The 25,682-nt window shown below is 69.8% G+C and carries 18 protein-coding genes and 3 pseudogenes; 7 read left to right on the forward strand and 14 right to left on the reverse strand.

The annotated features are described in order from the left end of the window. Positions 1–71: 71 nt before the first annotated feature. Positions 72–1,532 (reverse strand): MFS transporter, encoded by a 1,461-nt coding sequence (locus ACWEKM_RS06630; RefSeq protein ID WP_451620058.1) that lies wholly within the window; start codon positions 1,530–1,532, stop codon positions 72–74. A 130-nt stretch (positions 1,533–1,662) separates the two neighbouring features. On the opposite strand from ACWEKM_RS06630, the gene ACWEKM_RS06635 reads away from it, so the two are divergent. Continuing rightward, complete coding sequence (locus ACWEKM_RS06635) at positions 1,663–1,959, forward strand: ArsR/SmtB family transcription factor (RefSeq protein ID WP_451620059.1); 297 nt, start codon at positions 1,663–1,665, stop codon at positions 1,957–1,959. A gap of 8 nt (positions 1,960–1,967) precedes the next feature. On the opposite strand, the gene ACWEKM_RS06640 is transcribed toward ACWEKM_RS06635, so the two are convergent. Genes ACWEKM_RS06640 through ACWEKM_RS06660 form a run of 5 tightly spaced genes read right to left on the reverse strand, consistent with a single transcriptional unit; the run spans position 1,968 to position 7,205 of the window. Beyond that, entirely contained in the window at positions 1,968–2,717 is a 750-nt protein-coding gene (locus ACWEKM_RS06640) for a class I SAM-dependent methyltransferase (RefSeq protein ID WP_451620060.1), read from the reverse strand. After that, positions 2,710–5,061 carry a xanthine dehydrogenase family protein molybdopterin-binding subunit gene (locus ACWEKM_RS06645; protein ID WP_451620061.1) on the reverse strand — a complete coding sequence of 784 codons (2,352 nt, stop codon included), beginning with the start codon at positions 5,059–5,061 and terminating at the stop codon, positions 2,710–2,712. The genes ACWEKM_RS06640 and ACWEKM_RS06645 overlap by 8 nt, the downstream gene beginning before the upstream one ends. Beyond that, positions 5,058–5,555, reverse strand: a complete 498-nt coding sequence (locus tag ACWEKM_RS06650; protein WP_451620062.1) for a (2Fe-2S)-binding protein — start codon at positions 5,553–5,555, stop codon at positions 5,058–5,060. Before ACWEKM_RS06650 ends, ACWEKM_RS06645 begins: the two co-directional genes overlap by 4 nt. Beyond that, positions 5,546–6,427 (reverse strand): FAD binding domain-containing protein, encoded by an 882-nt coding sequence (locus ACWEKM_RS06655; RefSeq protein WP_451620087.1) that lies wholly within the window; start codon positions 6,425–6,427, stop codon positions 5,546–5,548. The genes ACWEKM_RS06650 and ACWEKM_RS06655 overlap by 10 nt, the downstream gene beginning before the upstream one ends. Positions 6,428–6,440: 13 nt before the next feature. After that, positions 6,441–7,205, reverse strand: coding sequence for a class I SAM-dependent methyltransferase (locus ACWEKM_RS06660; protein WP_451620063.1), 765 nt, complete (start codon positions 7,203–7,205; stop codon positions 6,441–6,443). Between the two features lie 474 nt (positions 7,206–7,679). Between ACWEKM_RS06660 and ACWEKM_RS06665 the strand changes: the two genes are divergently transcribed. Together ACWEKM_RS06665 and ACWEKM_RS06670 are read left to right on the forward strand one after the other, a co-directional pair. Beyond that, positions 7,680–10,601 (forward strand): helix-turn-helix transcriptional regulator, encoded by a 2,922-nt coding sequence (locus tag ACWEKM_RS06665; RefSeq protein WP_451620064.1) that lies wholly within the window; start codon positions 7,680–7,682, stop codon positions 10,599–10,601. Between the two features lie 20 nt (positions 10,602–10,621). After that, a pseudogene (locus ACWEKM_RS06670) lies at positions 10,622–11,506 on the forward strand (bifunctional RNase H/acid phosphatase); the annotation flags it as partial. Positions 11,507–11,953: 447 nt separating this feature from the next. On the opposite strand, the gene ACWEKM_RS06675 reads toward ACWEKM_RS06670, so the two are convergent. Next, a complete protein-coding gene (locus ACWEKM_RS06675) occupies positions 11,954–14,113 on the reverse strand; it encodes a RecQ family ATP-dependent DNA helicase (protein ID WP_451620065.1) in 2,160 nt (719 codons plus the stop codon). Between the two features lie 196 nt (positions 14,114–14,309). Here ACWEKM_RS06675 and ACWEKM_RS06680 point away from each other — a divergent pair. Beyond that, a pseudogene (locus ACWEKM_RS06680) lies at positions 14,310–15,238 on the forward strand (hypothetical protein); the annotation flags it as partial. 282 nt (positions 15,239–15,520) lie between these two features. Then, entirely contained in the window at positions 15,521–16,141 is a 621-nt protein-coding gene (locus ACWEKM_RS06685) for a hypothetical protein (RefSeq protein ID WP_451620066.1), read from the forward strand. Between the two features lie 279 nt (positions 16,142–16,420). On the opposite strand, the gene ACWEKM_RS06690 is transcribed toward ACWEKM_RS06685, so the two are convergent. The 3 genes from ACWEKM_RS06690 to ACWEKM_RS06700 form a co-directional block, all read right to left on the reverse strand. Continuing rightward, positions 16,421–17,053: a hypothetical protein gene (locus ACWEKM_RS06690; protein WP_451620067.1), complete on the reverse strand. Its 633-nt coding sequence runs from the start codon at positions 17,051–17,053 to the stop codon at positions 16,421–16,423. Between the two features lie 68 nt (positions 17,054–17,121). Continuing rightward, positions 17,122–17,823: a ribonuclease HII gene (locus ACWEKM_RS06695; RefSeq protein ID WP_451620068.1), complete on the reverse strand. Its 702-nt coding sequence runs from the start codon at positions 17,821–17,823 to the stop codon at positions 17,122–17,124. Between the two features lie 81 nt (positions 17,824–17,904). Continuing rightward, positions 17,905–18,138, reverse strand: coding sequence for a TetR/AcrR family transcriptional regulator C-terminal ligand-binding domain-containing protein (locus ACWEKM_RS06700; RefSeq protein WP_451620069.1), 234 nt, complete (start codon positions 18,136–18,138; stop codon positions 17,905–17,907). 102 nt (positions 18,139–18,240) lie between these two features. On the opposite strand from ACWEKM_RS06700, the pseudogene ACWEKM_RS06705 reads away from it, so the two are divergent. Next, positions 18,241–18,741: pseudogene (locus ACWEKM_RS06705) on the forward strand (MFS transporter); the annotation flags it as partial. Positions 18,742–19,050: 309 nt separating this feature from the next. Here the strand turns inward: ACWEKM_RS06705 and ACWEKM_RS06710 are convergent. From ACWEKM_RS06710 to ACWEKM_RS06720, 3 genes are all read right to left on the reverse strand, one after another. Beyond that, positions 19,051–19,953, reverse strand: a complete 903-nt coding sequence (locus ACWEKM_RS06710) for an ADP-ribosylglycohydrolase family protein (RefSeq protein ID WP_451620070.1) — start codon at positions 19,951–19,953, stop codon at positions 19,051–19,053. 12 nt (positions 19,954–19,965) lie between these two features. Continuing rightward, a complete protein-coding gene (locus ACWEKM_RS06715) occupies positions 19,966–20,625 on the reverse strand; it encodes a histidine phosphatase family protein (RefSeq protein WP_451620071.1) in 660 nt (219 codons plus the stop codon). A 118-nt stretch (positions 20,626–20,743) separates the two neighbouring features. Then, positions 20,744–21,349, reverse strand: a complete 606-nt coding sequence (locus ACWEKM_RS06720) for a YdbC family protein (protein WP_451620072.1) — start codon at positions 21,347–21,349, stop codon at positions 20,744–20,746. Between the two features lie 76 nt (positions 21,350–21,425). Between ACWEKM_RS06720 and ACWEKM_RS06725 the strand changes: the two genes are divergently transcribed. Then, positions 21,426–22,046 carry a TerD family protein gene (locus ACWEKM_RS06725; protein WP_451620073.1) on the forward strand — a complete coding sequence of 207 codons (621 nt, stop codon included), beginning with the start codon at positions 21,426–21,428 and terminating at the stop codon, positions 22,044–22,046. Positions 22,047–22,645: 599 nt separating this feature from the next. Here ACWEKM_RS06725 and ACWEKM_RS06730 read toward each other — a convergent pair. Then, the gene (locus ACWEKM_RS06730) at positions 22,646–25,531 is read right to left on the reverse strand and encodes a vitamin B12-dependent ribonucleotide reductase (RefSeq protein ID WP_451620074.1); all 2,886 of its coding nucleotides are present in this window, start codon (positions 25,529–25,531) and stop codon (positions 22,646–22,648) included. Between the last annotated feature and the right edge of the window lie 151 nt (positions 25,532–25,682).

Below are 25,682 nucleotides of genomic sequence, written 5' to 3' on the forward strand. Positions count from 1 at the left end.
GCCGGAGCGCTGTCGCTCTCCGGCCGGGCACCTGTCGTCACCGTCCGCGGGGGACCCGGGGGTTGTCCCGGTCAGGCGGTCCGTCCCGCTCCTTTGCGAAGCGGATCGGTCTCGGTGGTGGTGTCCTCGTCAGCCGGATCGGCTTCCGGAGCGCCCCGCACCACGGTCCGAAGCCCCGCACCGATGCCCAGCAGGGCCGCCAGCGCGGTGATGGTGAAGACGATGCCAAGGGCGCTGTGCTGTTCCCAACCCTGGGCGGCGCCGAAGGCGCTGACGGCGGTGCCCAGCCCTGTCATCACGGCGACGGACAGGGTCTCGGACAGCTGGAGGTTGGAACTGGCCGCACCCTCTTGGCCCTTGGGGGCCAGCGCCAGGACGATGGTGGTGACGGCGGGGTACACAAGCCCCATCCCGAAGCCGGCGATGGCCCAGCCGATGACGGCGAGCGCCACACTCCGCAGCTCGGTGCCGATGGACACGGCGATCAGCGCGTCACCGGCCAGCAGCAGCACGAAGCCGGCGACGACGCGGCTGTGCCGCCCCTTGCCGCCACTGCGGGTGTCCAGCTTGGCCTGGATCCAGGCACCGCTGACCCAGGTGAGCGCTCCCGCGGAGAGCGCCAGTCCGGACTCCAGGGTGCTCAGCCCCAAGACGTGGGTCATGCTCAGCGGGAAGAAGGACTCGGCGCCGTAGTAGGCAGTGCTGACGAGTCCGCGCACGATCATGCCGGCCGGCATACCGCGCCGGACGGCGAGCGTGCCGGGCGGCAGCAGCTTGCGCAGCATCGGCAGCGCCAGTGCGGCACCCACCGCCACGAGCGGCAGGGTGAGCGCCAGATTGTGCTCCTCCAGCCCGGCCAGCACGGCGCCCGCGCCCACCACCAGGAGCAGGGTGAAGGGAATACGGCGCTTGTCGGGGGCCGAGACCTCGGGCGGTCCCAGCTTGCGCAGTGCGGGCAGGGTCAGCGCCACGCCGATCGGCACCAGCGGCACCAGGACGAGGAAGACCACCCGCCAGTTGCTGGCCTCGGCGATGGCGGCGGCGACGGCCGGCCCGAGCAGCGCGGGCAGCGTCCAGGCGGAGGCCACCAGCGCGAGCATCCGGGCGCGCAGCTCGTCCGGGTAGGCGCGGCCCACGGTCAGATAGGCGAGGGCCAGCACCCCACCGACACCGGCTCCCTGAAGCGTCCTGCCGAGCAGGAACACATACCAGTTGGTCGCGATGGCGGAGACCGCACAGCCGACGATGAAATAGAAGAATGCCTGGAGGTAGGGACGGGTCGGACCCGTCCGGTCCGCCCCATGGCCGGCGAGAACCGTGCCGAAGATGTTGGCCAGCATGAACGCGGTGAAAGCCCAGCCGAACAAGCCCAGCCCGTCAAGGTCCTCAGCCACCGAGGGGAGCACCGTCGCGACGCCCAGCCAGAGGAACGCGACCAAGGTGACCGAGAGGATCAGCCCGAGGGTGAGGGACCGATATCGGAGGGACCAGATGCCCTCTTCTGGGGCGCTCGTGCGAGCGGACTCGCTCATGAGGGCTCTCCAAACCTGTACAGCGCGGCTGCGCGATGGCCATGGGGCGCCCGTAGCCCGCCCCGCTCATATAGGAGATTCCCTATACAGTGAAACCACTATATAGAGATTCCTTGATACGCTGTCAAGCGTGACAACCAACCAGTCAAGTGCCGCAATGCTGAAGTCCCTCGGCCATCCCGTGCGGCTGGGCATCGTGCGCGCGCTGGCCGCTCAACCGGAGACCTGCGCCTGCGACTTCACCGAGCTCTTCGCCGTGTCACAGCCGACCATCAGCCAGCATCTGAAGGTGCTGCGCGAGGCCGGCGTGGTGAGCACACGGCGCCGTGGTGTGCAGATCTGCTACTCGGTGCGGCCGGAGGCCATCGCCGAGCTGCGTGAGCTGTTGGAGGAGCTCGCACCGGCAGCCCTGGCCGACGTGGGCTAGCCGACACCTCAGCTCCGGGCTTCGAAGAGCACGATCGGCGGGTTCGCCAGGAAGTCCTGCCAGAAGTCATCGCCGAAGCGGCGCGTGGCGTCCTCCCCCACGGTCATCTCGACCCAGCGCAGCTCACTGAAGCCGGCCGCCGCGAAGGCATGTGCGTACACCTCGGGCCGGATCAGACAGGTCTCGAAGCTGATCGGCGGCTGCAGTGTGGCCGTGACCTGTATGTATGTGCCGAACGGCGTGGCCCGCTGCCGGTCGAAGACAAAGCCGTACGGGTCCGGACGGGGGCCGTCGAAGGAGAACCGTGGGTGCTGGGTGACGCCGACGAATCGCCCGCCCCTGCCCAGCAGGCTCCGGGCGCCGCGGCACATGTCCGTCAGCTCCTCGGCGTCCTTGGCGTAGTTCACCAGGTAACCGGCGGTGACCAGGTCGAAGCGGCCCAGCTCCGACAGGTCTGGATCCCTGGCGTCGGCGACCAGGTACTCGGCGCCCAGCGGCGCCTGCCGTTCGGCCGCGCGGGCCGCCTCGACCATCGCCGGGGAGATGTCCACCCCCACGGCCCGCTCCGCGCCCAGCTGCTTGATCTGGCGGGTGTAGAAGCCGTCACCGCAGGCCAGGTCCAGCACCCGGGATCCGCTGACATCGCCCAGCAGCCGCAGGAAGCTCTCCCGCTCCGGGTACACAGTGGGCAGTTCCCTGGCGTTCTTCCAGTGTGCGCCGATCGCGTCGTACTGCTGGGCCTCGAAACCTTCAGTCATGCCGGATGCCGTTCCTGTGACCGGGGCCGGGGCCCGCTGCGAGTTCGGATGCGATACCGAGGATGTCCTCGGGACGGATGGGGATCCGGGGCAGCTCACGCCCGGTGGCGTCGCGGACGGCGGCCGCGACGGCGGCCGGCGAGGTGACGTGCGGCATCTCGCCCACTCCGCGCAGCCCGTAGGGGGCATGCGGGTCGGGCAGCTCCAGGATGTCCACCCGCATCCGGGGCATGTCGGCCATCGTCGGGATGAGGTAGTCGGTGAAGGAGGGATTGGTGATTTTTCCGTCAGCCAGCTGGATCTCCTCCATCAGGGCGAGGCCGAGTCCCTGGCAGCTGCCGCCGTGGATCTGCCCACGCAGGGCCTGCGGGTTCAGCGCCCGGCCGACGTCCTGCGCGCTGTCCAGTGCCACCACCCGCACCAGGCCGAGTTCACGGTCCACCTCCACGACCGCCCGGTGCGCGGCGAAGGCGAACTGAAAGACGGAGTCGCCCTGGCCGGTCCGGGGATCCAGCGGCCGAGTCGGCCGGTGGTGGAACTCCGCCGATTCCTCGACCGCCGCCTCGCCCAGTACCTCGGCGATTTTGGCCAGCACCCGCCCGCCGGTGTCGACCACCGCGCCCCGGGCCAGCCCCGCCGCGGCGCCCGCTACCCCGACGAGCCGGTCCGCTCGCTCGCAGATCCGGGCGCGCACCGCCTCGGCCGCAGCCTTGACGGCGCCGCCGGTGACATAGCTCTGGCGGGCGGAGGAAGAGGGGCCCGCGTTGCCGAAGCTACTGTCACCCTGCTCCACCACCACCTCGTCCAGGGCCAGCTCCTCGGCGACGATCTGCGCCTGCACGGTGACCAGCCCCTGCCCGACCTCGGCTGCCGCAGTGGTGACCGTGGCCCGCGGGGTGCCCTCGTGGACCTCGACCCGTACCCGGGCGGTGGAGTAGTCGTCGAAGCCCTCGACGAAACCGACGTTCTTGAGGCCGACCGCGTAGCCCACGCCCCGCACGGTGCGCGGGCCCCCGGTGGTGCCCGCGCCGTCCTCGGGGGCGGCCGGCTCCGGCAGCGGCATGGCCCTCACCTGGCGCAGCAGTTCGGCGACCGGCGCGGGATGGTCGAGCACCTGCCCCGTAGCCACGACGGAGCCCTGCGCCATTGCGTTGCGCAGGCGCAACTCCACCGGATCCAGGTCCAGTTCGCGGGCGAGCCGGTCCATCTGCGACTCATAGCCGTAACAGCTCTGTACGGCACCGAAGCCGCGCATCGCACCGCAAGGCGGGTTGTGGGTGTAGACCGCCCGCACGTCCACCTCGACGTGCGGCACCTCGTACGGGCCCACGCTGCAGGTGGCCACGGTGCCGGCCACCGCCGTCGAACTGGAGGAGTACGCGCCGCCGTCCAGCACAACGGATGCCTTGACATAGACCAGTTTCCCCTCCCGGGTGGCTCCGTGCTCGTAGCGCATCGTCGCCGGATGCCGGTGCACATGGCCGAAGAAGGACTCCTCACGGGAGTAGCACATCTTCACCGGGCGCCCGGTGCGCAGCGCCAGCATGCTGGCGTGCACATGCATGGAGAGGTCCTCACGCGCGCCGAACGCGCCACCCACGCCGGCCAGTCGGAGCCGGACCTTGTCGTGCGGCAACCCGAGGCAGGCCACGACCTGTTCGTGGTCGACGTGGATCCACTGAGTGGCGACATAGAGGTCGACGCCCCCGTCATCTGCGGGCACCGCCATCCCCGACTCCGGGCTCAGGAATGCCTGGTCCTGCATGCCTACCTCGTACTCGCCACACACCACCACATCGGCGGGCGGCAGCGGGCCGTGCTGCGCGTCGCCCCGGCGCAGCCGCACATGCCGGACCAGATTGCCGTCCGGATGCACCCGTTCGGTGTCCGGGGCGAGGGCCGCCTCGGCGTCGGTGAGCGGCGGCAGGACGTCGTAGCTGACGCGGACCAGCGCGGCGGCCCGGCGGGCGGTCTCGCGGTGGTCCGCGGCCACCACGGCGACGGCCTCACCCTGGTAGCGCACGGTGTCCACAGCGAGCACCGGCTGGTCCACCACCATCGCGCCGTGCAGCCCCCGCCCCGGGACGTCCTGGTGGGTGAGTACCGCGTGCACACCGGGAAGGGCACATGCCTCGCGGGTGTCGATGCGCAGGATGCGGGCGTGCGGATGAGGGCTGCGGGTGGTGGACCCCCACAGCATGTTCTCGGCCCACAGGTCGGAGGAGTAGGTGAAGGTGCCGTCGGTCTTCGCCGGGCCGTCCGGCCGCGGCGCGCTGTCCCCGATCACGCCGCCGGAGACGACCGTCTCCTGATGGGGGTACCGGGCCGGTACGGCAGCGGTCACCGGCCGGCCTCGGGGGTGGGGTCCTTCAGCCGGGCGGCGGCGAGTAGCACTGCGTCAACGATGTGCTGGTAGCCGCTGCAACGGCACAGGTTCCCGGCGAGCGCGGCCCGCACCTCGGCCTCGTCGGGGTCCGGGCTGCGGCTCAACAGATCCTCGGCGGTCATCAGCATGCCGGGGGTGCAGAACCCGCACTGCACGGCTCCCGCGTCGAGGAAGGCCCGCGGCAGGGGGTGCGGTTCCTCCTGCCAGCCGGGCGGGGACAAGCCCTCGACGGTGCGCACAGGCCGGTCGTGCACCTGGGCCGCCGGCACCAGGCAGGAACAGCAGAGCAGTCCGTCCAGTTGCACCGAACAGGAGCCGCATCTGCCCTGTTCGCACGCGTTCTTCGTGCCCGGCAGGCCGATCCGTTCGCGCAGCACGTACAGCAGGCTCTCCGTCTCCCGCACGTCGTCGAGTACGTGCCGCTCGCCGTTCACGGTCAGGGTCATGCGCATGATCGCCATTCCGTCCTGTAGTGCTCCCATGTCCGGGCGAGGGTCCGTCGGGCCAGGACCGCCACGGCATGCCGCCGGTAGGCGGCACTGGCCCGGACGTCGTCGACGGGTGCGGTGTCCTGTGCGGCCAGTTCGCCGAACCGCCGCAGCACGTCCGGCGGGAGCGGGGCCCCGGACCGCCATGCCTCGCGGTCCGCCAGCGCACCGGCCAGGAACTCCTCGGCGGCCAGGGCCGGAAGGGGGCGGTCGGCGACCCCTCCCATGCCGGTGCCCACCCCTTGCCGCGCAGGCCACAGCGCCACCGCGAACGAGGCCGTGGAGAGGGTCACGGCGGCGCGGCGGCCCACCGACGCGAAGCTCTGCGGCCCGTCGGCCACCGGCAGCACGACGGCGGAGATGAGTTCGTCCGGCTCCCGGACCGTACGACCGGACCCGGTGTAGAAGTCCCTGGCCGGCACCCGCCGGGTGCCGCGCACCGAGTCCAGCTCGATCTCCGCCCGGCAGGCGAGCAGCATCGGGTGGGCGTCGCCCGCCGGCCAGGCGGCGCCCAGGCCGCCGCCAAGGGTGCCGCGGTTGCGGATCTGCCGGGAGCCGACCGCCGCGGCGGCTTCGGCGACGCCGGGCAGCGGGCCGCTCAGTTCGTCGGCCAGCCGGGTGTACGTCAAAGTCGCGCCGAGCCGGACCGTCCCTTCTTGCCGCCGCCAGGCGGCCGCGGTCCCCAGCCGAGAGAGGTCCAATACCACGTCGGGGGGTGCGTCACCCGCGTTCAGCCGGACCATCACCTCCGTGCCTCCCGCGACCGGCACGGTGGTGGGCCGTGCCGCCATCATGGCGAGGGCTTCGTCCCAGTGGCGCGGCAGCAGGAACTCCATCATTCCCCCGTGGTCATGCGTCGGCGGACCGGCGGCAACTGAACGACACCCACGGCGGATTGGCGAAGTAGTTCTGCCAGTAGGGCCAGCCGAATTCGAAGACCCCCTCGACCGCGAGTTCGGTGGATGCCCACCGGAAGTCCTCGAAGCCGGCGGCCGCGAAGGTCTCCTCGTAGACCGATGCGTGCAGCAGATAGGCGCGGAAGTCGAACGGCGGCCGGGTACCCGCCGTGACACGGATCTGGCTGCCGCGCGGCAGTGTGCGCTCGCGTGCGAAGGTGAAGCCATATTTGGCCAGGCCCGGCCCGTCGAGGTCCAGGTCCGGCCGTGCGGCCAGCGCACGGAAGGCGCCGCCGGGACGGAGATGGCGCGCGACGGAGTGAGCCATCTTCAGCATGGCGTCCGGGGAATCGGCGTAATTGAGCAGATAGATGGCGAGGACTGTGTCGAAGGTACCGAGCGCGGGGAGTTCCGCGGCGTCCGCGACCCGGTACGTGATGCCGAGCGGGTCGGCCGCCTCCAGCCGCTCGGCCACCGCCACCATCTCGGCGGAGATGTCCGCACCCACCACGCGTTCGGCACCAAGTCGCCGCGCGGCCCTCGTGTAGACCCCGCTGCCGCACGCCAGATCCAGAACACGTTGTCCGCGGAGGTCACCCATGAGCCGCAGGACGCTCGGCCGCTCCACGAACCGGGTCAGCGGCAGCTGCTTGGACGCCTCATATGCCGCACCTATTAGGTCATACTGCGGAATATTCTCCTCCGAAGCCTCTGACATAGTGACTCCTTGAAAACCGGAAGGGCGGGTAATCCGCCCGGATAAAAATGGCCATTCAGCTGCCGGCTTCGAATTCACGCAACGTTAATCAACGGCTACTTTCACAGACACACCCATCATTTCCCGGTGGCATGCGCCGGTCTCCACGGGAGCCCCGCAGGGACACCGAGAGATTACGCCCCTGACACCGAAGTGATAGGCGATGGACCCAGACCTTCAAGTCTCATATATCACCACATTCCATAACTTTCCCCTGCGATGTGCGGGGTCCGAGCGCGACGGACGACGCGTAGCGGGAAGGCCCGATGGAAGACTGGGGTCAGATAGACCCGACGGGCGGCGTGACACCTGACGGAGTGAGGGAGATGCAAAAAATCCTCCTTGACCGGAAAAGCATGCCTGACTCATCTTGAACGAAGAAATTCATCTCGATATCCTTGCACCGCATTATCACCTATGACACGCGGGGGGAAAATGTTGGATTTCTTATCCCGAGCCAGGGACGGAGAAGCCCAGAGTTTACTTATCGAGGCCGCCGCAGGTATGGGCCGCAGCAGCATGCTGCGTGCCGCCGGGAAAGCCGCGCCCGGATTCGGCTTTCGCGTCCTCACCGCCCGTGCCCGCGCCTCGGAGCAGAATATGGAGTACGGCGTCGCCCACCAGCTCATGGCAAGGCTCGGCGACACGCGGGGAACCGACGGGTCACCAGACCGGCCCGGCAGACTTTCCTGCCCCTTTCCCAGCGAGGGCCCGACGCCGGCCGACGCCGACCTGCACCCGCTGATGCGAGTGCTGGCCAATGACGTGCCGGTCCTGCTGGCCATCGACGACCTGCAGTGGATGGACCTGTCCTCACTACGCTGCCTCGGCTACCTGATGGCGCGGCTGGAGAGCTCCCCGGTCGCTCTGGTGGCCAGTCTCGCGCTCGGCGAGGCATCGGCCAACTCCCTGATGACCGAGGTGCTTTCGGGGTTCCAGCACAGGGTGGTGCTGGCCGGGCTGACCACCGACGAGGCAGCCCTCCTCGCCACCGATACGCTCGGCGCCCCCGCGAAGCCGGAGACTCTCGAAGCCGCCGTCGACGCCACCGGTGGCAGCCCCTACCTCCTCAACGCCCTCTTCCGCGCACTGCGGCTGAACAATCTGCGCCCGTGCGACATCACCCCCCAGGACATCGCGTCACAAGGGCCGGTGGAAGTGGCTGAGACCCTTTTGAGCCGCTACGAGCGCGCCTGGCCCGGCGCGGAGACAACGGCGGAAGCCACCGCGGTGCTCGGCGGCGCCGCCTCCGTCGCCACCATCGCCAGACTGACCGGCGGTGAAGAGCTGGAGGTGGCCGACACCGTCGAGTCCCTTGGGCGGGCCGGACTCCTGGCCCAGGACGCCGACACCGTCCGCTTCACCCAGCCCATGGTGCGCGCCTCGGTACTGGCCCGGCTGCCGCCGAGCCGCCGCAACGCCCTGCATACCCGGGCGGCCCATGTGCTGTACGAGACCGGCGCACCGCACGAACAGATCGCTACGCAGATCCTGCGCAGCCACAACGACGCGGCCGAGCACTGGACGTGCAGCGTGCTGAGCGAGGCCGCCCGGGAGGCCGTGGGCCGCGGCGCATACGAGGTAGCACGCGACTATCTGATCCGCGGCCTGCAGGAATGCGAGGGCCGGTGCCAGGGCAAACTTCTGCGGGTCCTCGGCCAGATCGAACTCTCCACGGATCCGGCGACCGCGGCCGAATACTTGCGCAAGGCGCTGGCCCTCAGCCCCGACCCGGCCGAGCGCACCGACATCCAGATCGACCTGATTCACTCCCTCTACATTCTGGACCAGCCGCACGAGGCCAAGGAAATCCTGGAGAAGGGTCTCGCGGAGAGCGGCAGCAGCGACCCCACGGGCGGACCAAGGCTGTGGGGCGAGCAGTTCGTGCTGGGAGTCCTGGCCGGCAGAGAGGCCGGCCAGGACTCCCTCGGCAGCGGGCCGGAGACCGTCTCGCCCGGATCCGTCGACCCGCTCGACCATCGGCTCCGGCTGGACCTGGCCAGCATGCTGGCCTGCTGCCGCGGCGAGGCCCGGGAGGAAGCTGTCCAGCAAGCCGAACGGTCGCTGCGCAGACCCTACACCGGCCTCAACGAGCGGCTGGCCGCCCGCACCGTACCCATCCATGTGCTCACCACAGCCGATGAGCTGGACAGTGCCCTCAGCGAGTCCGATGCGCTCGTCGAGCAGGCCAAGGGCGCCCGCTCCCGGACGCTCGGTGCGCTGGCGCACAGCATGCGCGCCGAGGTCCACATCCGGATCGGCAACGTCCCCAAAGCGCTGGAGGACGCGTACTGCGCCCTGAAGCTGATGCCGCTGTCCTCCTTCGAGTACTGGGTGTGCACCGGCCAGGCCATGGCCGCGGGGGTTGGCGCACTGGTCGAGACCGCACAGTTCGAGGAGGCGCACCTCCTCCTCGCACGGGCCGGGCTGGAACACCAGCTGCCCGACCGCAGCAGCTTCGGCCCGCTCCTCTTCCACCGTGCGCAGCTGCGGATGGCCGACGACGACGTCGAGGGCAGCCTGGCCGATCTCATGGAGTGCGGCGCGCAGCTGGCGAAGTCGGGCACCGTCAACCCGGCGGTGCTGACCTGGCGTTCCGATGCGGCACTGGCCTACGCGGAGCTCGGCGACCGTCAGGAGGCACGCCGGCTCATCGACACCGAGCTTTCCAGGGCCCGCCGCTGGGGTGCTCCCCGGGCCATCGGGCGCGCGCTGCGGGCGGCCGGTCTGCTGGCCAAAGGCCGCAAGGGGGAAGCCATGCTGGGCGATGCCGCGCAGGTCCTGGAGTCCTCACCGGCCCGGCTCGATCTCGCCCGGGTACTGGCCGATCTGGGCATCCTGGCCAGGCGCTCCCACCGCCTCCAGGACGCCCGCGAGTATCTGCGCCGGTCGCTGTCGCTGGCCGAGATCTGCGGCGCGACGAAGCTGGCGCAAACCGTCCGCGAGGAACTGCTGGTGTCCGGCGCCCGGCCGCGCCGCCCGACCGAGGTGGGCATCGACGCGCTGACCCCCACCGAGCGCAGGGTCGCGCTGCTGGCCGTGTCCAAGCGCACCAACCGTGAGATCGCGGCGAGCCTGTTCGTCGCGCAGCGGACCGTCGAACTCCATCTGAGCGCGGTGTACCGCAAGCTCTCGATACCCGGCCGCTCCGGCCTCGCCGACTACTTCGGCGAGCGCCCGAACGACCCGCCCGAACGTCTCGGGAAGGAGCAACCCGACAAGGCGCGCGCAGAAGCCGGCCCGGCAGTGCTCCCTGACAATGGAGCGGCCGCCCGGCCCGCTTCCTCCACGGCGATGATGAGGTCCCGTCTGGTGATTCCGCGCGGGCTGAGCGCGTCGACGGGGCGGCTGTGGTAGGGCTGCTCCCCACCTGACGGCCGGATCCGGTACCCACCGGGTCCGGGGCGGCCTGCCTGGTCGCGCAGACACCGGACGAGAATCCGAGGAGGATCATGCACGCCGACCGGTACACCGACATGGCGGCAGACGCAGGCAGGACCGACGGACAGCTGTCGGGCGACGCCCGGGTGGCGCCGGCCGTCCGCTCGGGGCCCGGCGCACCGCGAGGCGCCGACGAGGCGGCCGAAGCGGTGCAAACGGCTTCCGCACCGAGCGCCCCCGGCTGGGGCGCGGCCGGCCTGGGCACTCCCACGACCTTTGTGCTGCTGCGGCACGGCGAGACCGCGATGACGCCCGAGAAGCGGTTCTCCGGCAGCGGTGGCACCGACCCCGAACTATCCGCCACGGGACGCCGACAGGCCGCGGCGGCCGCCACCGCCTTCGCCGCGCGGGGCGGGGTCCAGGCCGTCGTCAGCTCACCGCTGCGGCGCTGCCGGGAGACCGCCGAGGCGGTGGCCGGCCGGCTCGGCCTGGAGGTGCGGATCGAGGACGGGCTGCGGGAGGCCGACTTCGGTGCATGGGAGGGGCTGACCTTCGCCGAGGTGCACGAGCGCCACCCCACCGAGCTCGCCGCCTGGCTCGGCTCCCCCGACGTGGCGCCCACCGGCGGGGAGTCCTTCGCCGCGGTCGCCCGCCGCGTCGGGACGACCCGCGACGTGCTCATCGACCGCTACCAGGGCCGGACCGCGCTGCTGGTCACCCATGTGGCGCCGATCAAGACCCTGGTCAGGCTCGCGCTCGGTGCCCCCGCGGAGTCCCTGTTCCGGATGGAGCTGTCCGCGGCGTCCGTGTCGACGGTGGCGTACTACACCGACGGCAAAGCCTCGGTGCGGCTGCTGAACGACACCTCCCACCTGCGCTGACCCGCCGCTGCCGACAGGCACAGGGCTGCGCTGGGGTCGGCCAGTTGCCGCAGGGCGAACTCGCCTTCCTCTCCAGCCTGTTGATGTCGTCGCGGCGTGCACTCGGCCGGATCCGGATCAGTGACACCACCCGGAAGGCCCGCTGCTCCGGCCGACGCGGTCCTGGCACCGGCCGGAGCAGACGGCGCCTTTTGCGCGGAACGAGTCGGCCCGTGACCGCCTGGCAACGGCACCGGGAAACCAGACGTGTGCGTATTCCAAGATCACGGTGGACAACTGCCTCAAGGATGGCTTGACGTGACGGCAGCGTTCCTGGGACTCCCCCTGACATGTGCGATCGCAGGTGACACTCGTCGGCCACGGTGCAACGCGTATCTGGGGGCAGATGGCGCGCGCACCACCACAACGGACGCAGCGAGTCGGGCCGCATCCACAGAACGGGGAACCTCAGCCGGCCGCAGCGAGGACCAACGGAAGAACCTGTTCGCTGCCCGCCCGACGGAGTAGACGGGCAGCGACCGCGAGAGTCCAGCCGGAATCCGTGTAGTCGTCCACGAGCAGGACGGGGCCGGGAGAGCCGGCCAGCCCGCCGGCCAGATCCTCACCGACGGTAAAGGTGGCGGACAGACCTCTGAGGCGTTGGGCGGAGTTGCTGCGGCGCGCCGCGTGTGCGCCGCTGGGCCCCGTGTAGGTCAAGGTACCCAGGAAGGGGAGTCGGCCGATGGTCGCAATTCCCTGGGCAAGGGAACCGACCAGCTGCGGGCGTGCCAGTGACGGCACAGCAACTACTCCCACCGGCCGGGCAGAGGCATCCGTGACGTTCGGCGCCCAGCCCCCCGGAGAGCGTGCCCAATCAGCGAGGACCGCCACAGCTGCCCGGAGGACATCGTCGGGCACCAGCCCATCCCGCGCGTTCTCAGCCAGCAGCGGGCGCAACCGATTGCCCCAGCCGATGTCCGAGAGACGCCCCAAGGCACGCCCGATGGAAGACTGTTCTCCGGCCGGAATGCGCCCCTTGAGGTCGATGCCCAGTGCAGGCATTCCCGTCGGCCACATCCGGCGCGGCTCGACCTCCACGCCCGGACGATCCAGTTCCTTCGCCGCCCCCGTCAAGGTCTCCGCCGAAACCGAGGAATCTGTCCAGGTGCCCGCGCAGTTGTCGCAACGGCCGCACGGAGCCGCCCCCTCGTCGTCCAACTGCCGGCGGAGGAACTCCATCCGGCACTGGGACGTGCCCGCGTAATCGCGCATGGCCTGCTGCTCGGCCGTCCGCTGCTTGGCCACCCACGCGTAGCGCTCGGCGTCGTACACCCACTCGGCTCCCGTGGCCGTCCAGCCACCCTTCACCCGCTTGACCGCACCGTCGACATCCAGCACCTTCAACATCGACTCCAGTCGGCTGCGCCGAAGATCCACCGCCGCCTCCAGGGCCGGCACGGACAACGGCCGTCCCGCATCGGCGAGAGCCGAGAGGGTCTGTCGAACCTGGGCCTCGGGCGGGAAGGCGGTATCGGCGAAATAGCGCCAGATCGCTTCATCCTCCTTGCCCGGAAGCAAAAGCACATCAGCGTGCTCGACGCCCCGGCCGGCCCGGCCGACCTGCTGGTAATAGGCGATCGGTGAGGACGGCGAGCCGAGATGAATCACGAAGCCCAGGTCTGGCTTGTCGAAGCCCATACCAAGTGCCGATGTTGCGACCAGCGCCTTGACCCGGTTCTCCTGCAGGTCGACCTCAGCCTGCAGTCGCTCGGCGTTCTCCGTCTTGCCCGTGTACGAGGCCACGTTGAAGCCACGCTGACGCAGGAAGGCGGTGGTCTCCTCGGCTGCGGCCACCGTCAGGGTGTAGATGATGCCGGATCCCTGCAGCTCGTCCAGGTGCTCAGCGAGCCACCCCAGACGGTGCGCCGCGTCCGGGAGCTGGACCACGCCCAAGCGCAGGCTTTCCCGCTCCAGCGGGCCACGCAGCACCAGAGCCTGGCCGGCACCGGTACCCAACTGCTCGGCCACATCGGCAGTAACCCGCGCGTTCGCGGTCGCAGTGGTGGCCAGCACCGGCACACCGGCAGGAAGCTCGGCCAGCATCGCCCGCAACCGCCGGTAGTCCGGCCGGAAGTCATGCCCCCAGTCGGAGATGCAATGCGCCTCGTCCACCACCAGCAGACCGGTCGTGGCCGTAATCCTGGGCAGCACCTGATCGCGGAAATCGGGGTTGTTGAGGCGTTCCGGACTCACGAGGAGGACGTCGGTCTCGCCGCGCTCGACCTCCCCGTAGATGGTGTCCCACTCCTCCGGGTTGGCCGAGTTGATGGTGCGTGCCTGGATACCGGCCCGCGCCGCCGACTCGACCTGGTTACGCATCAACGCCAGCAACGGCGAGATGATCACCGTGGGGCCGGAGCCACGTCGACGCAGCAAAGCGGTGGCCACGAAGTACACCGCCGACTTGCCCCACCCGGTGCGCTGCACCACCAGGGCACGTCGGCACTCCTCCACCAGAGCCGCCACCGCCTGCCACTGATCCTCCCGTAGCCTCGCCGAGCCGTCCGGAGCACCGACGAGCTCAGCAAGGATGGCGTCGGCTTCGGTACGGAGATCCAGGTTGTCCATCCCTCCATGCAACCCGATGGCACTGACAATCGACCAATCCGCCGCTTCACCCAACGTGACGACTGGCTCGCGGACGGTCCACCGATCGCGCGCCGACCGAAGACGGCCAAGGCCGAGCACCCGGCCATGACCCTCCTCGATCGATACGTTCGCGCAGGTCAGTGCTCTATCTCGGCCTGGAACTCGATTGCCCTCCCTGTTCCGTGGCCCGGAACGCCTCAACAACCCCGATGTCCGCGACCAGGTCCTGCCCAAGCCGGCCGCCGCGCCCGGGCTGCTGGTCGTGGACGAGACCCACTGCATCTCCGACTGGGGCCACGGCTTCCGGCCCGAGCACCGACGGCTGCACACCATGCTCGCCGATCTCCCGCCCGGCGTGCCCGCGCCGGCCACGACCGCCACGACCGCCACGACCAACGCGCGCGTGACCGCCGATGTCGCGGAGCGGCTCGGCACGGGAGGTTCGTCGGACGCATTGGTCCTGCGCGGCCCGTTGAACCGGGACAGCCTGAGCCTGGGCGTACTACGGCTGCCGGATGCCGCACACCGCATGGCCCGGCTCGCCGACCACCTCGACGACCTGCCAGGTTCGGGCATCGGGCGCGCGTTGGGGCGCTTGCCGGACATCGGCTGGGGCAGTCGGCTGCGGCCGATGCTCGCGCCCGGGACAGCGGACGCGCCCGTGCCGGACGACGTGACGAAGGCCGTGGTGGACGTGCCGGCCGACTGGGCCAAGGGTCCCGGCGGCTGGGCCTCTGGGGCCGCCGGCGCGCAAGCCACGGCCGACCGACGTGGTCACCGTCGCCTCACGTACCCGACCACGGCTGATCCACTCCCTGGGCGCGCATCGCGGAGATCGGCCGCCTGCCGCTGCTCGGATCGGTGGAGTACGCCGCAGAGGCGCCGCGGATGTCCCGCAGCAACAGCGCGCGGCGTCTGCACGCACTGGACGGTGCGCTGGCCGTGCCACCCGCGTCGGCCTCCGCACTCATGGCGGCAAGCGGTCCGGTCCTGCTCGTGGGCGACTACACCGAGACCGGCTGGACCCTGGCGGTCGCGGCCCGCCTTCTCAGAAAGGCGGGAGCCCAGGGAGTGCTGCCACTGGTCCTGGCCGTCCAGGGCTGATACCCGCCACACCGGCGCACGCTCGACGCACGGCGTCCGAAAGTACCCTGATTCGCCCGACGCACGAGTCGCCCGACGACCCTCCGGGTAGGGACATAAGACGCAGACTGCTGGATAAGGGTCGGTGACCCCAATTGCTCGTTGCCGCATTTCAGTTCGACAGGAAGAATTGAAGTCCGCTCCCTGCACGGCTCGCCCGTGATCCGGTTGGGCTTTGCTGCGGTGCGCGCCCTCCGAATCCGACCCCGCCCGCAGTGTGGGCGCGTAGCCGAAGGGAGGAACGTGACCTTCGGATTCGCTCCGTCCTCGGCGGCTTCGTTCTCGACGTCCGCATCCGCCGCTTCCGCCAGCCGCCTGCTTGAGCCCGCGGAGTGGGCCGCGGCGGGGATCCCTCTGCTACGCAACCCCCGCGAGGTGGTCAGCGGGCTGCACATCCGGCACCGGCCCAAGGCGTCGACCGCGGTCGTCGCGGTCCTGGATCCCGAGGAAAGGCTGCTGGCGAGCGCCTCGTTCACCCGCCGCCCGGTACCGGCCGACGGCTGGATGTTCCGCAATGCGCTGCTGTCCCAGCTGCGCCGGGTCATCCCGCACGATCTGCGGCGCCGCACGCCCGTGCGCACGGCGGTGCTGCTCTACTGCCGCGAGGGGGACGCACGCTGGACGGAAGAGGACGGCGCCTGGATGTGGGGACTGCGTGACGCCTGCACCCTGCACGGGTTGCGCTGCGGGGCGTACATCACTCTGACCCGGGACGGCTGGCAGGTGCTGGGCGAGGGCCGCGGCGGGCGTCGCCCGAACGTGGACTCGATGCCAGAACCCTTCGCCACCGCGGACGCACCGCCCTCGTCACCCCGCACCGGCGGCGCCGTCTCGGACGTATTGCGCCGCGCGGCGGCCCGATGAGCGGTACCGTCCTTTGACCAAGCAGATCCGCTCCGTGCTCTGGTGAGCCTGCCGGTCTCACGCCGACCCGTTTGACCGACGCCGGTGCGAGATCCACGGTGGGTCCGTATGGCGCCCGGGCCATCGCAGACCAATGCCCGGTCCCGGTACGGCGCTCCCGGCAGGAACGACCGTTCTCCGGTTCCCGGGCACGCCGGAACCGTCGCCGTGCACGTGCCCGCCGAAGCGGTGCCTTCGACGCCCTTGCCCTCGATGGTCCGGCAGGATGCCGGACGCGGCTCAGACGCCCGTGCCGAGCAACGAGTTGATCTGCTGCAGGTCGCCGCAGACAATCAGCAGGGCACCGGCTCGGGCATGGGCCAGCGGCAGGGCGGCGGCAGCAGCGGTATCGGGACCGCCATTGACCGCGACCACCACCACCGGACGGGATGCCGCACGAGAGGCGACGGCGGCGTCCGCGTAGAAGACGTCGTCGCCGGCTTCGTGCTGCGCCCAGTAGGAGGCGTCACCGAAGGACAGTTCGTGCTCGGCCCATGGGTGCGGCCGACCGGTGGTGATCACCAGCACGTCACCGGGGGCACGGCCGGACTCCAGGAGCAGGTCCACCGCCTCGTCGGCGGCATCGAGCGCTCCCTCGGCGGAGGCCGGGATCAGTTGGATCTGCGGGGTCGCCGCAGGGACGGCGGAGGCGGCCGGACCCGACGGGCCCGGCTTGGCGGCGGCCGTGTCACGCGGCGTACGTTGCACCGGCGGCGCGGGCCGGAGAGGCCCTGGACGACCGGGACGCGACGGAGCCGCGGGGCGGGGGCCGGGTACGGGGCGGGGGGTCGGCGCGGTGCGGCCACTGGCCGGCGTGACGCGGGGACCCTGGGCACTCTCGTGAATCTGAGGCTCCTCGGGAATGAGAGGCATGAGCTGATATTTATCAAACGCCGGTCTGACGCGCACGACCGGGTGGCACAACAGTGCGAGTGGAGACGTCAGAAATCGAAGCCGAGCTGGCCCTCGATCTCCGGAACGCTTCCCTCCGCCCAGCTGCGGACCTTCTTGAGGTGCCGCCACTGGGGCAGCGCATCAAGATACGCCCACGACAACCGGTGGTACGGGGTGGGGCCCCGCTCCTCCAGTGCGGCCTTGTGCACGGGAGATGGATACCCGGCGTTGTCCGCAAAACCGAAGTCTGCATGGTCGATACCCAGTTCGGCCATCATTTTGTCGCGCTGAACTTTGGCGATCACCGAGGCCGCCGCCACCGCCACACAGGAGCGGTCGCCCTTGATCACCGTACGTACCTTCCAGGGCGTGCCCAGGTAGTCGTGCTTCCCGTCGAGGATCACCGCGTCGGGGCGGGCCGGAAGGGCGTCCAGGGCGCGCACGGCCGCGAGCCGCAACGCCGCCGTCATCCCCAGTGCATCGATCTCCTCCGGGGAGGAGTGCCCCAGGGCGTAGGACGTCACCCAGGTCCGCAGGGCCTCGGCCAGCTCCGTGCGCCGTTTGACGGTGAGCAGCTTGGAGTCGGTGAGACCGACCGGCGGTCGGCGAAGTCCGGTGACGGCCGCACAGACGGTGACGGGTCCGGCCCACGCGCCGCGCCCCACCTCGTCGATACCGGCAATGACCTTCGCTCCGGTCGTGGCGCGGAGGGAGCGCTCGACGGTGTGAGTAGGTGGTTCGTACGGCATGGCGCCCATAGCGTACGCCGCCAGGATCCCCGAGCGACACTCCGGCCCACCCTTCGGCCGGGGCGCCACCACGCCTCGGGATCAGGCACTGTCGGGCCGAAGCAGCGGCAGCATCAACTGGTCGATCAGCACGTCGATGTCACGATCGGACCATTCGCTGCCGCATATTTCGGTGCGGTGCATCATCATCGCCGGGATGGCGTCGTGGACATAGCCCTTCGCCGCATCAGGGCGCGCCTCACCCCGCTCCATTCCCCGAGTTATGAACTCATACAGCAGCCTGACCGTCGGCCCTACGAGGCCCTCGATGATCACACCGTGGAAGCACTCCACCCGCAGTGATTCGCACTCGTGAGTCATCAAGTGCAGTGCAAAGCCGGGGCGGGAGAACATCGCATGATCACCGGTGCGATGTTCGTCGTCATCGGACTCGCCTGGCGGAGCTTCATCAGCCCCGACAGCTCCTACCTCGGAGGGGCGCTGGGCCCGATGCCGGTGTTCGGCTTCGGCAGGGGCCTGAGCTTCGTGACGGTGGCGGTCACGGCCGTCTCCGGCGCCGCTCACCATGAGGCGGGCGCGCGGCGTCCCGAGCTGCTCAACGCCACACAGCAGGTGGGCGGTTCGCTGGCCCTGTCCATCCTGACCAGTGTCTTCGGCCCGGCGAGCAAGGACGAGGCGGCGAAGCAACTGCCGAAGTTCCTCGCCGACGGCTCGCCCGCCCAGAAGACGGAGTTCGCCAGGACGCAGCACATGCCCGCACCTTGGGGGCACGAGATGCTCGCGCACGGCATCTCGACCGCGTTCACACCCGCCACCGCGATGGCCGAACTCGCTCTGGCCACCGCCTGATTGGTGATCAAGGTGCGCAAGAATGATCTCGAAGCCCACTCCGAAGTCGCGGGCCCGAGGATCGGCTGAGCCGGAAGGCGCCAGGCAAGGCCGCGGATGGCCGACCCTGGGCCGGGGGATGGACGGAGAGGGCAACGGTCCATCCCTCCGCACCGCGGCCGCCACGGCCGAGAGGAAGACCAGCACCACCGGCACCAGCACCAGCACCAGCACCAGCACCAGCACGACCAACGCCATCACCACACCCCCTACCACCCACGGAATCTCTGGTCTGTGCGCACCCACACGTCGCACAGCCGATGCCAGGACAACGCCTGGGCGTCACACAGAGTTCCCAGCAATCACGTAGGGTTTCCACGACCGGTGCCGACCGTGCCGTCAGGCCGCCGTCATCCAGTCCGGGAGCGTCTCCGTACGCTCCAGCCACTCGGTCGGCGGTGTCCCCGCCTTTCCGGCCGCCAGCACTCCGCCCACGATGGCGCAGGTGGTGTCGACATCCCCGCCGACCTGGGCGGTCGTCCAGAACGCCGCCTCGTAGTCACCGAGCGCGCGGGCCGCCGACCAGAGAGCGAAGGGGACGGTGTCATGGGCGGACGTATGCCGTCCGCAGCCCAGGACGGCTGCGACGGTACCCGCGTCGGCATGGTCCAGCATGTCCCGGGCACGCCGCAGACCCTCGCCCACGGCGCTCTTCGGCACGAGCGCGACGACGCCGTCGAGCAGCGTCTCGGGGCTGGGCGGGCCGTCGGGGGCGGCGGCCAGTGCGGCGGCCGCGGCGACGGCCATGGCCCCGACGACGGCCTCGCGGTGCTGGTGGGTCGGGTACGCCGAGATCTCCGCCTGGTGCGCCGCCTGTTCCGGATCGTCCGCGTACCAGGCGCCCAGGGGTGCGATCCGCATCGCCGCGCCATTGCCCCAGGACCCCTGTCCGTTGAAGAGCCCGGCGGCCAACTCACGCCAGTCGTGGCCCTCGCGGACGAGGCGCAGCAGTCGGTTGACCGCCGGTCCGTAGCCGCGGTCGAAGTCGTGGTGCTCGGCGAAGGAGCGGGCGAGCGCGTCCTGGTCGATGCGGCGGTGCGCGGCGAGGACGGCGACCACGGAGCAGGCCATCTCCGTGTCGTCCGTCCACTGCCAGGGGCCGGGCGACAGTTCGCGGCGCTTCAGCAGCGGATAGTTCGCCGGAACGAAGAACTGCGAGCCGAGCGCGTCCCCCACGGCGAGTCCGCGCAGACTGGTCAGGGCGCGGTCCAGGCGCCCCAGGGGAGAGGTATCGGCGGTCATCGCCGTGCCACTCTATCCGGTGATCCAGTGCGGCAGCGGGTCCCGCCAGCGCTCGAAGGGCCGGTCGAGCGTGTACTTGCCGTCGTCACCGAGAACGAGCATGCGCATCTCCGCGTTCCCGGGGTTCGACAGCGATTCGCATTCCGCGACCGTCCAGTGGAACCAGCGCATGCAGAACAGCCGCATGGCCAGGCCGTGGGTCACCAGGAGCACGTTCGGCGGATGGTCCGGGGCCTCGAAGCTGCGGAACAGGCTCTCCAGGAAGCCCCCGACCCGGTCGTACACATCGGCGCCCGACTCACCCTGCGGGAAGCGGAAGAAAAAGTGCCCGTACGCGTCGCGGTATGTCTTCTGGAGGCGTACGTCGTCGCGGTCCTGCCAGTTCCCCCAGTCCTGCTCACGCAGTCGCGGTTCCTCGCGCACCCGTATCAGCTCGGGGTCGAGGTGGAAGGCGCGGAGCGTCTCGTGCGTACGCCGGTACGGAGAGACGTACACGCTCACCCGCTCCCGGCCGAACACCTCCCGGAGCCGCTTCCCGGTCTCCGCGGCCTGCTGCCAACCGCGCTCGGTGAGTGCGAGGGCGTGGTCGGGTTCCCGCTCGTAGACGGAGTCATCGACATTGCCCGTCGACTCGCCGTGCCGGACCAGTACGATGCGCCGTGGTCGTGCCATGCCGAAACCCTAGATCGGGTGACGCCCTGCCGAGCACTCGGGAGCGCTCCATACGGCGTAGGTCACACGAATCCTGCACCATGGGCCACACAGGGGCACATGTTTCACGCCCTCGGTGTCAGACCGTCCAGGTCGGCTCCAGTTCCACGATGTCACCGGTGAGCGCCGCGACGTCCGCTTCGGTCTGTGCCCGTAGGGCCAGCCGCTCCACGCGCTCGGTGCGGTACTTGCCGTGCTCGGCGGCCGAGCGCCACATCGACAGGATCATGAACTCGTGCTCCGGGGCCTCGGCGAACATGCCGCGGATCATGCCGGGCGAGCCGGCCATGGCGGGGTTCCAGACCTTCTCCTGCATCAGCGTGAAGTTCTCCACACGTTCTTCGTGGACGCGGCAGAGGGCGACACGGATCAGGTCGGAGTCCGCGAACCTCGGTTCGAAGCCGGTCTTCACGTCGAAGCGGTACTCGAAGAGTTTGACCTGGCTGTCCTTGAAGGTGCCCGCCTGGGACGCCGCGAGCCGGTCGTGGGAGCGGGCCATGAAGGAGTCGTAGAAGGCGCGGCTCTCCCAGAAGGTGAAGATGTGTGCCACGCCGGGCCGCCGTCGGCTCCAGCCGCCGCCCTGCCCGCGAAATCCCGGCTCCCCCAGAAGCCCCGCCCACTTTCGCTGCCCCCGCTCGAACCCACGGCGGTCCATCACGGTGCAGCGAATCCACTTGACCAGCACCGCGCCATCGTAAGGCCATGGAGCGTGGCACCGGTCACGCTCCGCGAGAGATCACCCACGCACCGGCCCACAGCGCATGGCACGATGGACAACGAATCTTGGTCTCCAGGGAGTTGGGACGCAGCCCAGAGGGGGAAGGGGAAGCCTCGTGAACGGCTTGAGCAAGGGGACACGCAAGGTCGAGGTCGCGTTGCAGTGGGATCCGAGCCCGATGGGACAGCCACCCACCGATCTCGATCTCATCGCCGCCACGTACAGGAAGGACGAACCATACGGCACGCCGGATTACCTGGTGCACTTCGGCAGCCGCTCGCCCGACGGAACGATCAACCTCAACCGGGACAGCTCGGACGGGAAGGGCTTCGGCCCGGACGAGGTCATGACGCTGGAGCTCGACCGGCTCAACGACCGGTACGCCCGCGTGGTGGTCGGTGTCGTCATTCAGCAGCGGCCTGCGGACCGCAGGTTCGCCGCCGTCCTCAACCCGGCGGTGCGCATACGCGAGGGCTACACCATCCTGGCCGAGGAGGATTTCGGATCCGTCCCCCGGGCGACCGCGGCGACCGTCGCGGAGTTCGTACGTGACGAGTCCGGTGGGTGGGACTTCCATCCCGGGGTGCATGGCTTCGAGGACGATCCCGCGGTCTTCAGCAGGACCATGGGCCGGCGCGGTGGCCCCGACGGTCGGTCCGAGTAGGGCGACGATCGCGGGAGCCCAGGCCGACGCGTCCAGGACCGCCCGGCGTCGGTGGCGCCAGGCCGACTCGTCCGTGTCGGGTGTGCTGGCGCCGTAATCCGCCAGTACATGGAACGGTCGCTGCGTACGCATCGTGTGGGACGTCAGGCGGGGGCCGGACCTGGCTGGTCCGGGAACTCCTGGACGACGGGCGCCGCCCACCCCGTCGAGTGGGCCTCGGCACGACCGGGGTGGCAGAGGATTCGGGCGAATCCCGGAGGCGCAAAGGTGCGGGCCAAGTGGCAGGCTCTGTGAAGTGCGCCGCCGCGCAGTCGCCAAGGCGTCGCGCCCGGTCGCGCCCAGGGCGCGTCCGGGCCGAGTGGCCGACGCACCACCGAGACTTCCGCCCGGGTCGGTCCGGCAGCACCGGTTCACGGGGCCCAGGTCCGCCACGAGCGCTTCCGTCGACACCGACCGCGCGGGGCGCGCACCGGACGGCGCGCGGAGGACGCCACTCCGGCTCTGTGACAGAGCGAGGGCCGGAGGGGCGGCGCGGGTCGCCCGGCGCGTGAGCGGAGAAGGGGCGCCGGACCGCAGCCGGCGCCCCTCAGTTCACGGGATCAGCTGCAGCCGCTCGTCGAGCCGCAGCCCTCGCAGATGTAGCAGGAGCCGGCCCGCTGCATCTTCGTACCGCAGGAGAAGCACAACGGGGCGTCGGCCTGAATGCCCAGCTGCATCTCCACGAGTTCGGCGCTGGTGTGTGCCTGCTTCGGAGCGGACTCGGCCGCCTCGCCGCCGGCCCGTGGGGTGGACACGGCCTTCAGATCGGTCTGACGCGGCGCCGACTGGGCCAGGCCCTCGACGTCGACCTCGTCCTCCGTCGGCTCGTAGGAGCCGGTCTCCAGGTGACGCTGGCGCTCCTCGGCGGAGTGGATACCGAGCGCGGAGCGCGTCTCGAAGGGCAGGAAGTCCAGCGCCAGGCGACGGAAGATGTAGTCGACGATCGACTGGGCCATCCGCACGTCCGGGTCGTCGGTCATACCGGCCGGCTCGAAGCGCATGTTGGTGAACTTGGAGACATAAGTCTCCAGGGGCACGCCGTACTGAAGGCCGACGGAGACGGCGATGGAGAAGGCGTCCATCATGCCCGCGAGGGTCGAACCCTGCTTGGACATCTTCAGGAAGACCTCACCGAGACCATCATCCGGGTAGGAATTGGCGGTCATGTAGCCCTCGGCGCCGCCTACGGTGAAGGACGTGGTGATGCCGGGACGTCCCTTCGGGAGGCGCTTGCGGACCGGGCGGTACTCGACGACCTTCTCGACCTTGGGGGCCTCCTCGGCCTTGGCCTCGGTCTTCTTGGCGTCGTCCTTCTTCTTCGCGGAGAGCGGCTGGCCCACCTTGCAGTTGTCACGGTAGATCGCGAGCGCCTTGACGCCCATCTTCCACGCCTCGAAGTAGATCTCCTCGACCTCCTCGACGGTCGCCGACTCCGGCATGTTGACCGTCTTGGACAGGGCACCGGAGATCCACGGCTGGATCGCGGCCATCATGCGGACGTGGCCCATCGGGGAGATCGCCCGCTCGCCCATGGCGCAGTCGAACACCTCGTAGTGCTGGTGCTTGAGGCCGGGGGCGTCGATCACGTTGCCGTGCTCGGCGATGTGGGCGACGATCGCCTCGATCTGCTCCTCCTGGTAACCCAGGCGGCGCAGGGCCTGCGGGACGGTGCCGTTGACGATCTGCATCGAGCCGCCGCCGACCAGCTTCTTGAACTTGACCAGAGCGAGGTCGGGCTCCAGGCCGGTGGTGTCGCAGGACATCGCGAGACCGATGGTGCCGGTCGGAGCGATGACGGACGCCTGGGAGTTGCGGAATCCGTTCTTCTCGCCGAGGCGCAGCACGTCCTGCCACGCCTCCGTGGCGGCGGCCCAGACCGGGGAGTCCAGGTCATCCATGCGAACGGCCGCACCGTTGGCGTCGGCGTGCTGCTTCATGACGCGCTTGTGGGCGTCGGCGTTGCGGGCGTAGCCGTCGTACGGTCCGACGACCGCTGCGAGTTCGGCGGAGCGGCGGTACGAAGTGCCGGTCATCAGGGAGCTGATGGCGCCGGCCAGGGCGCGGCCGCCGTCGGAGTCGTAGGCGTGGCCGGTGGCCATCAGCAGGGCGCCCAGGTTGGCGTAGCCGATGCCGAGCTGGCGGAACGCGCGCGTGTTCTCGCCGATCTTCTGAGTCGGGAAGTCCGCGAAGCAGATGGAGATGTCCATCGCGGTGATGACGAGTTCGACCACCTTCGCGAAGCGCTCGACCTCGAACGACTGGTTGCCCTTGCCGTCGTCCTTCAGGAACTTCATCAGGTTCAGCGAGGCGAGGTTGCAGGACGTGTTGTCCAGGTGCATGTACTCGCTGCAGGGGTTCGAGCCGTTGATCCGGCCGGACTCCGGGCAAGTGTGCCAGTGGTTGATGGTGTCGTCGTACTGGATGCCGGGATCGGCGCACGCCCAGGCGGCCTCGGCCATCTTGCGGAACAGGGCCTTGGCCTCGACCTCCTCGATGACCTCGCCGGTCATCCGCGCGCGGAGGCCGAACTTTCCTCCCTGCTCGACGGCCTTCATGAACTCGTCGTTCACGCGGACGGAATTGTTGGCGTTCTGGTACTGGACGGAGGTGATGTCGTCGCCGCCCAGGTCCATGTCGAAGCCCGCGTCGCGCAGGGCGCGGATCTTCGCCTCCTCCGTCACCTTGGTCTCGATGAAGTTCTCGATGTCGGGGTGGTCGACGTCGAGGATGACCATCTTGGCGGCGCGGCGGGTGGCTCCGCCGGACTTGATGGTGCCCGCCGAGGCGTCGGCGCCGCGCATGAAGGAGACCGGACCGGAGGCGTTGCCGCCGGAGGACAGCAGTTCCTTGGACGAGCGGATACGGGAGAGGTTCAGGCCGGCGCCGGAGCCGCCCTTGAAGATCATGCCCTCTTCCTTGTACCAGTCGAGGATCGACTCCATGGAGTCGTCGACGGACAGGATGAAGCAGGCGGAGACCTGCTGGGGCTGGGGTGTGCCGACGTTGAACCAGACGGGGCTGTTGAAGCTGAAGATCTGGTGCAGGAGGGCGTACGCCAGCTCGTGCTCGAAGATCTCGGCGTCGGCGGGCGAGGCGAAGTACTTGTAGTCCTCTCCGGCCTTCCGGTACGTCTTCACGATGCGGTCGATCAGCTGCTTAAGGCTGGTCTCGCGCTGCGGGGTGCCCACGGCACCGCGGAAGTACTTGCTGGTGACGATGTTGACCGCGTTCACCGACCAGAAGTCGGGGAACTCGACGCCACGCTGCTCGAAATTGACCGAGCCGTCGCGCCAGTTGGTCATGACGACGTCACGGCGCGCCCACTCGACCTCGTCGTACGGGTGTACGCCGGGGTTGGTGTGAATACGCTCGATACGCAGCCCCTTGGTGGCCTTGGCGCCCTTGGCTCGGGCACCTCGTGCCGGACCGCTCGCCGTCTCTGTCATGCCGCCTCCCTGTACGGGCTACAACGCCCCGAAGTGCCCGGATGTTCCCGTGGCACGGTGTTCTGTACTTGTATTGCGGGCTCCCACACTGCCGCCCGCAACAGGTCTTCACTTGCCGCCGCCCGGCCGGATCCCGGACCCCCGTCCGCCC

Source organism: Streptomyces sp. NPDC004752 (assembly GCF_053601275.1).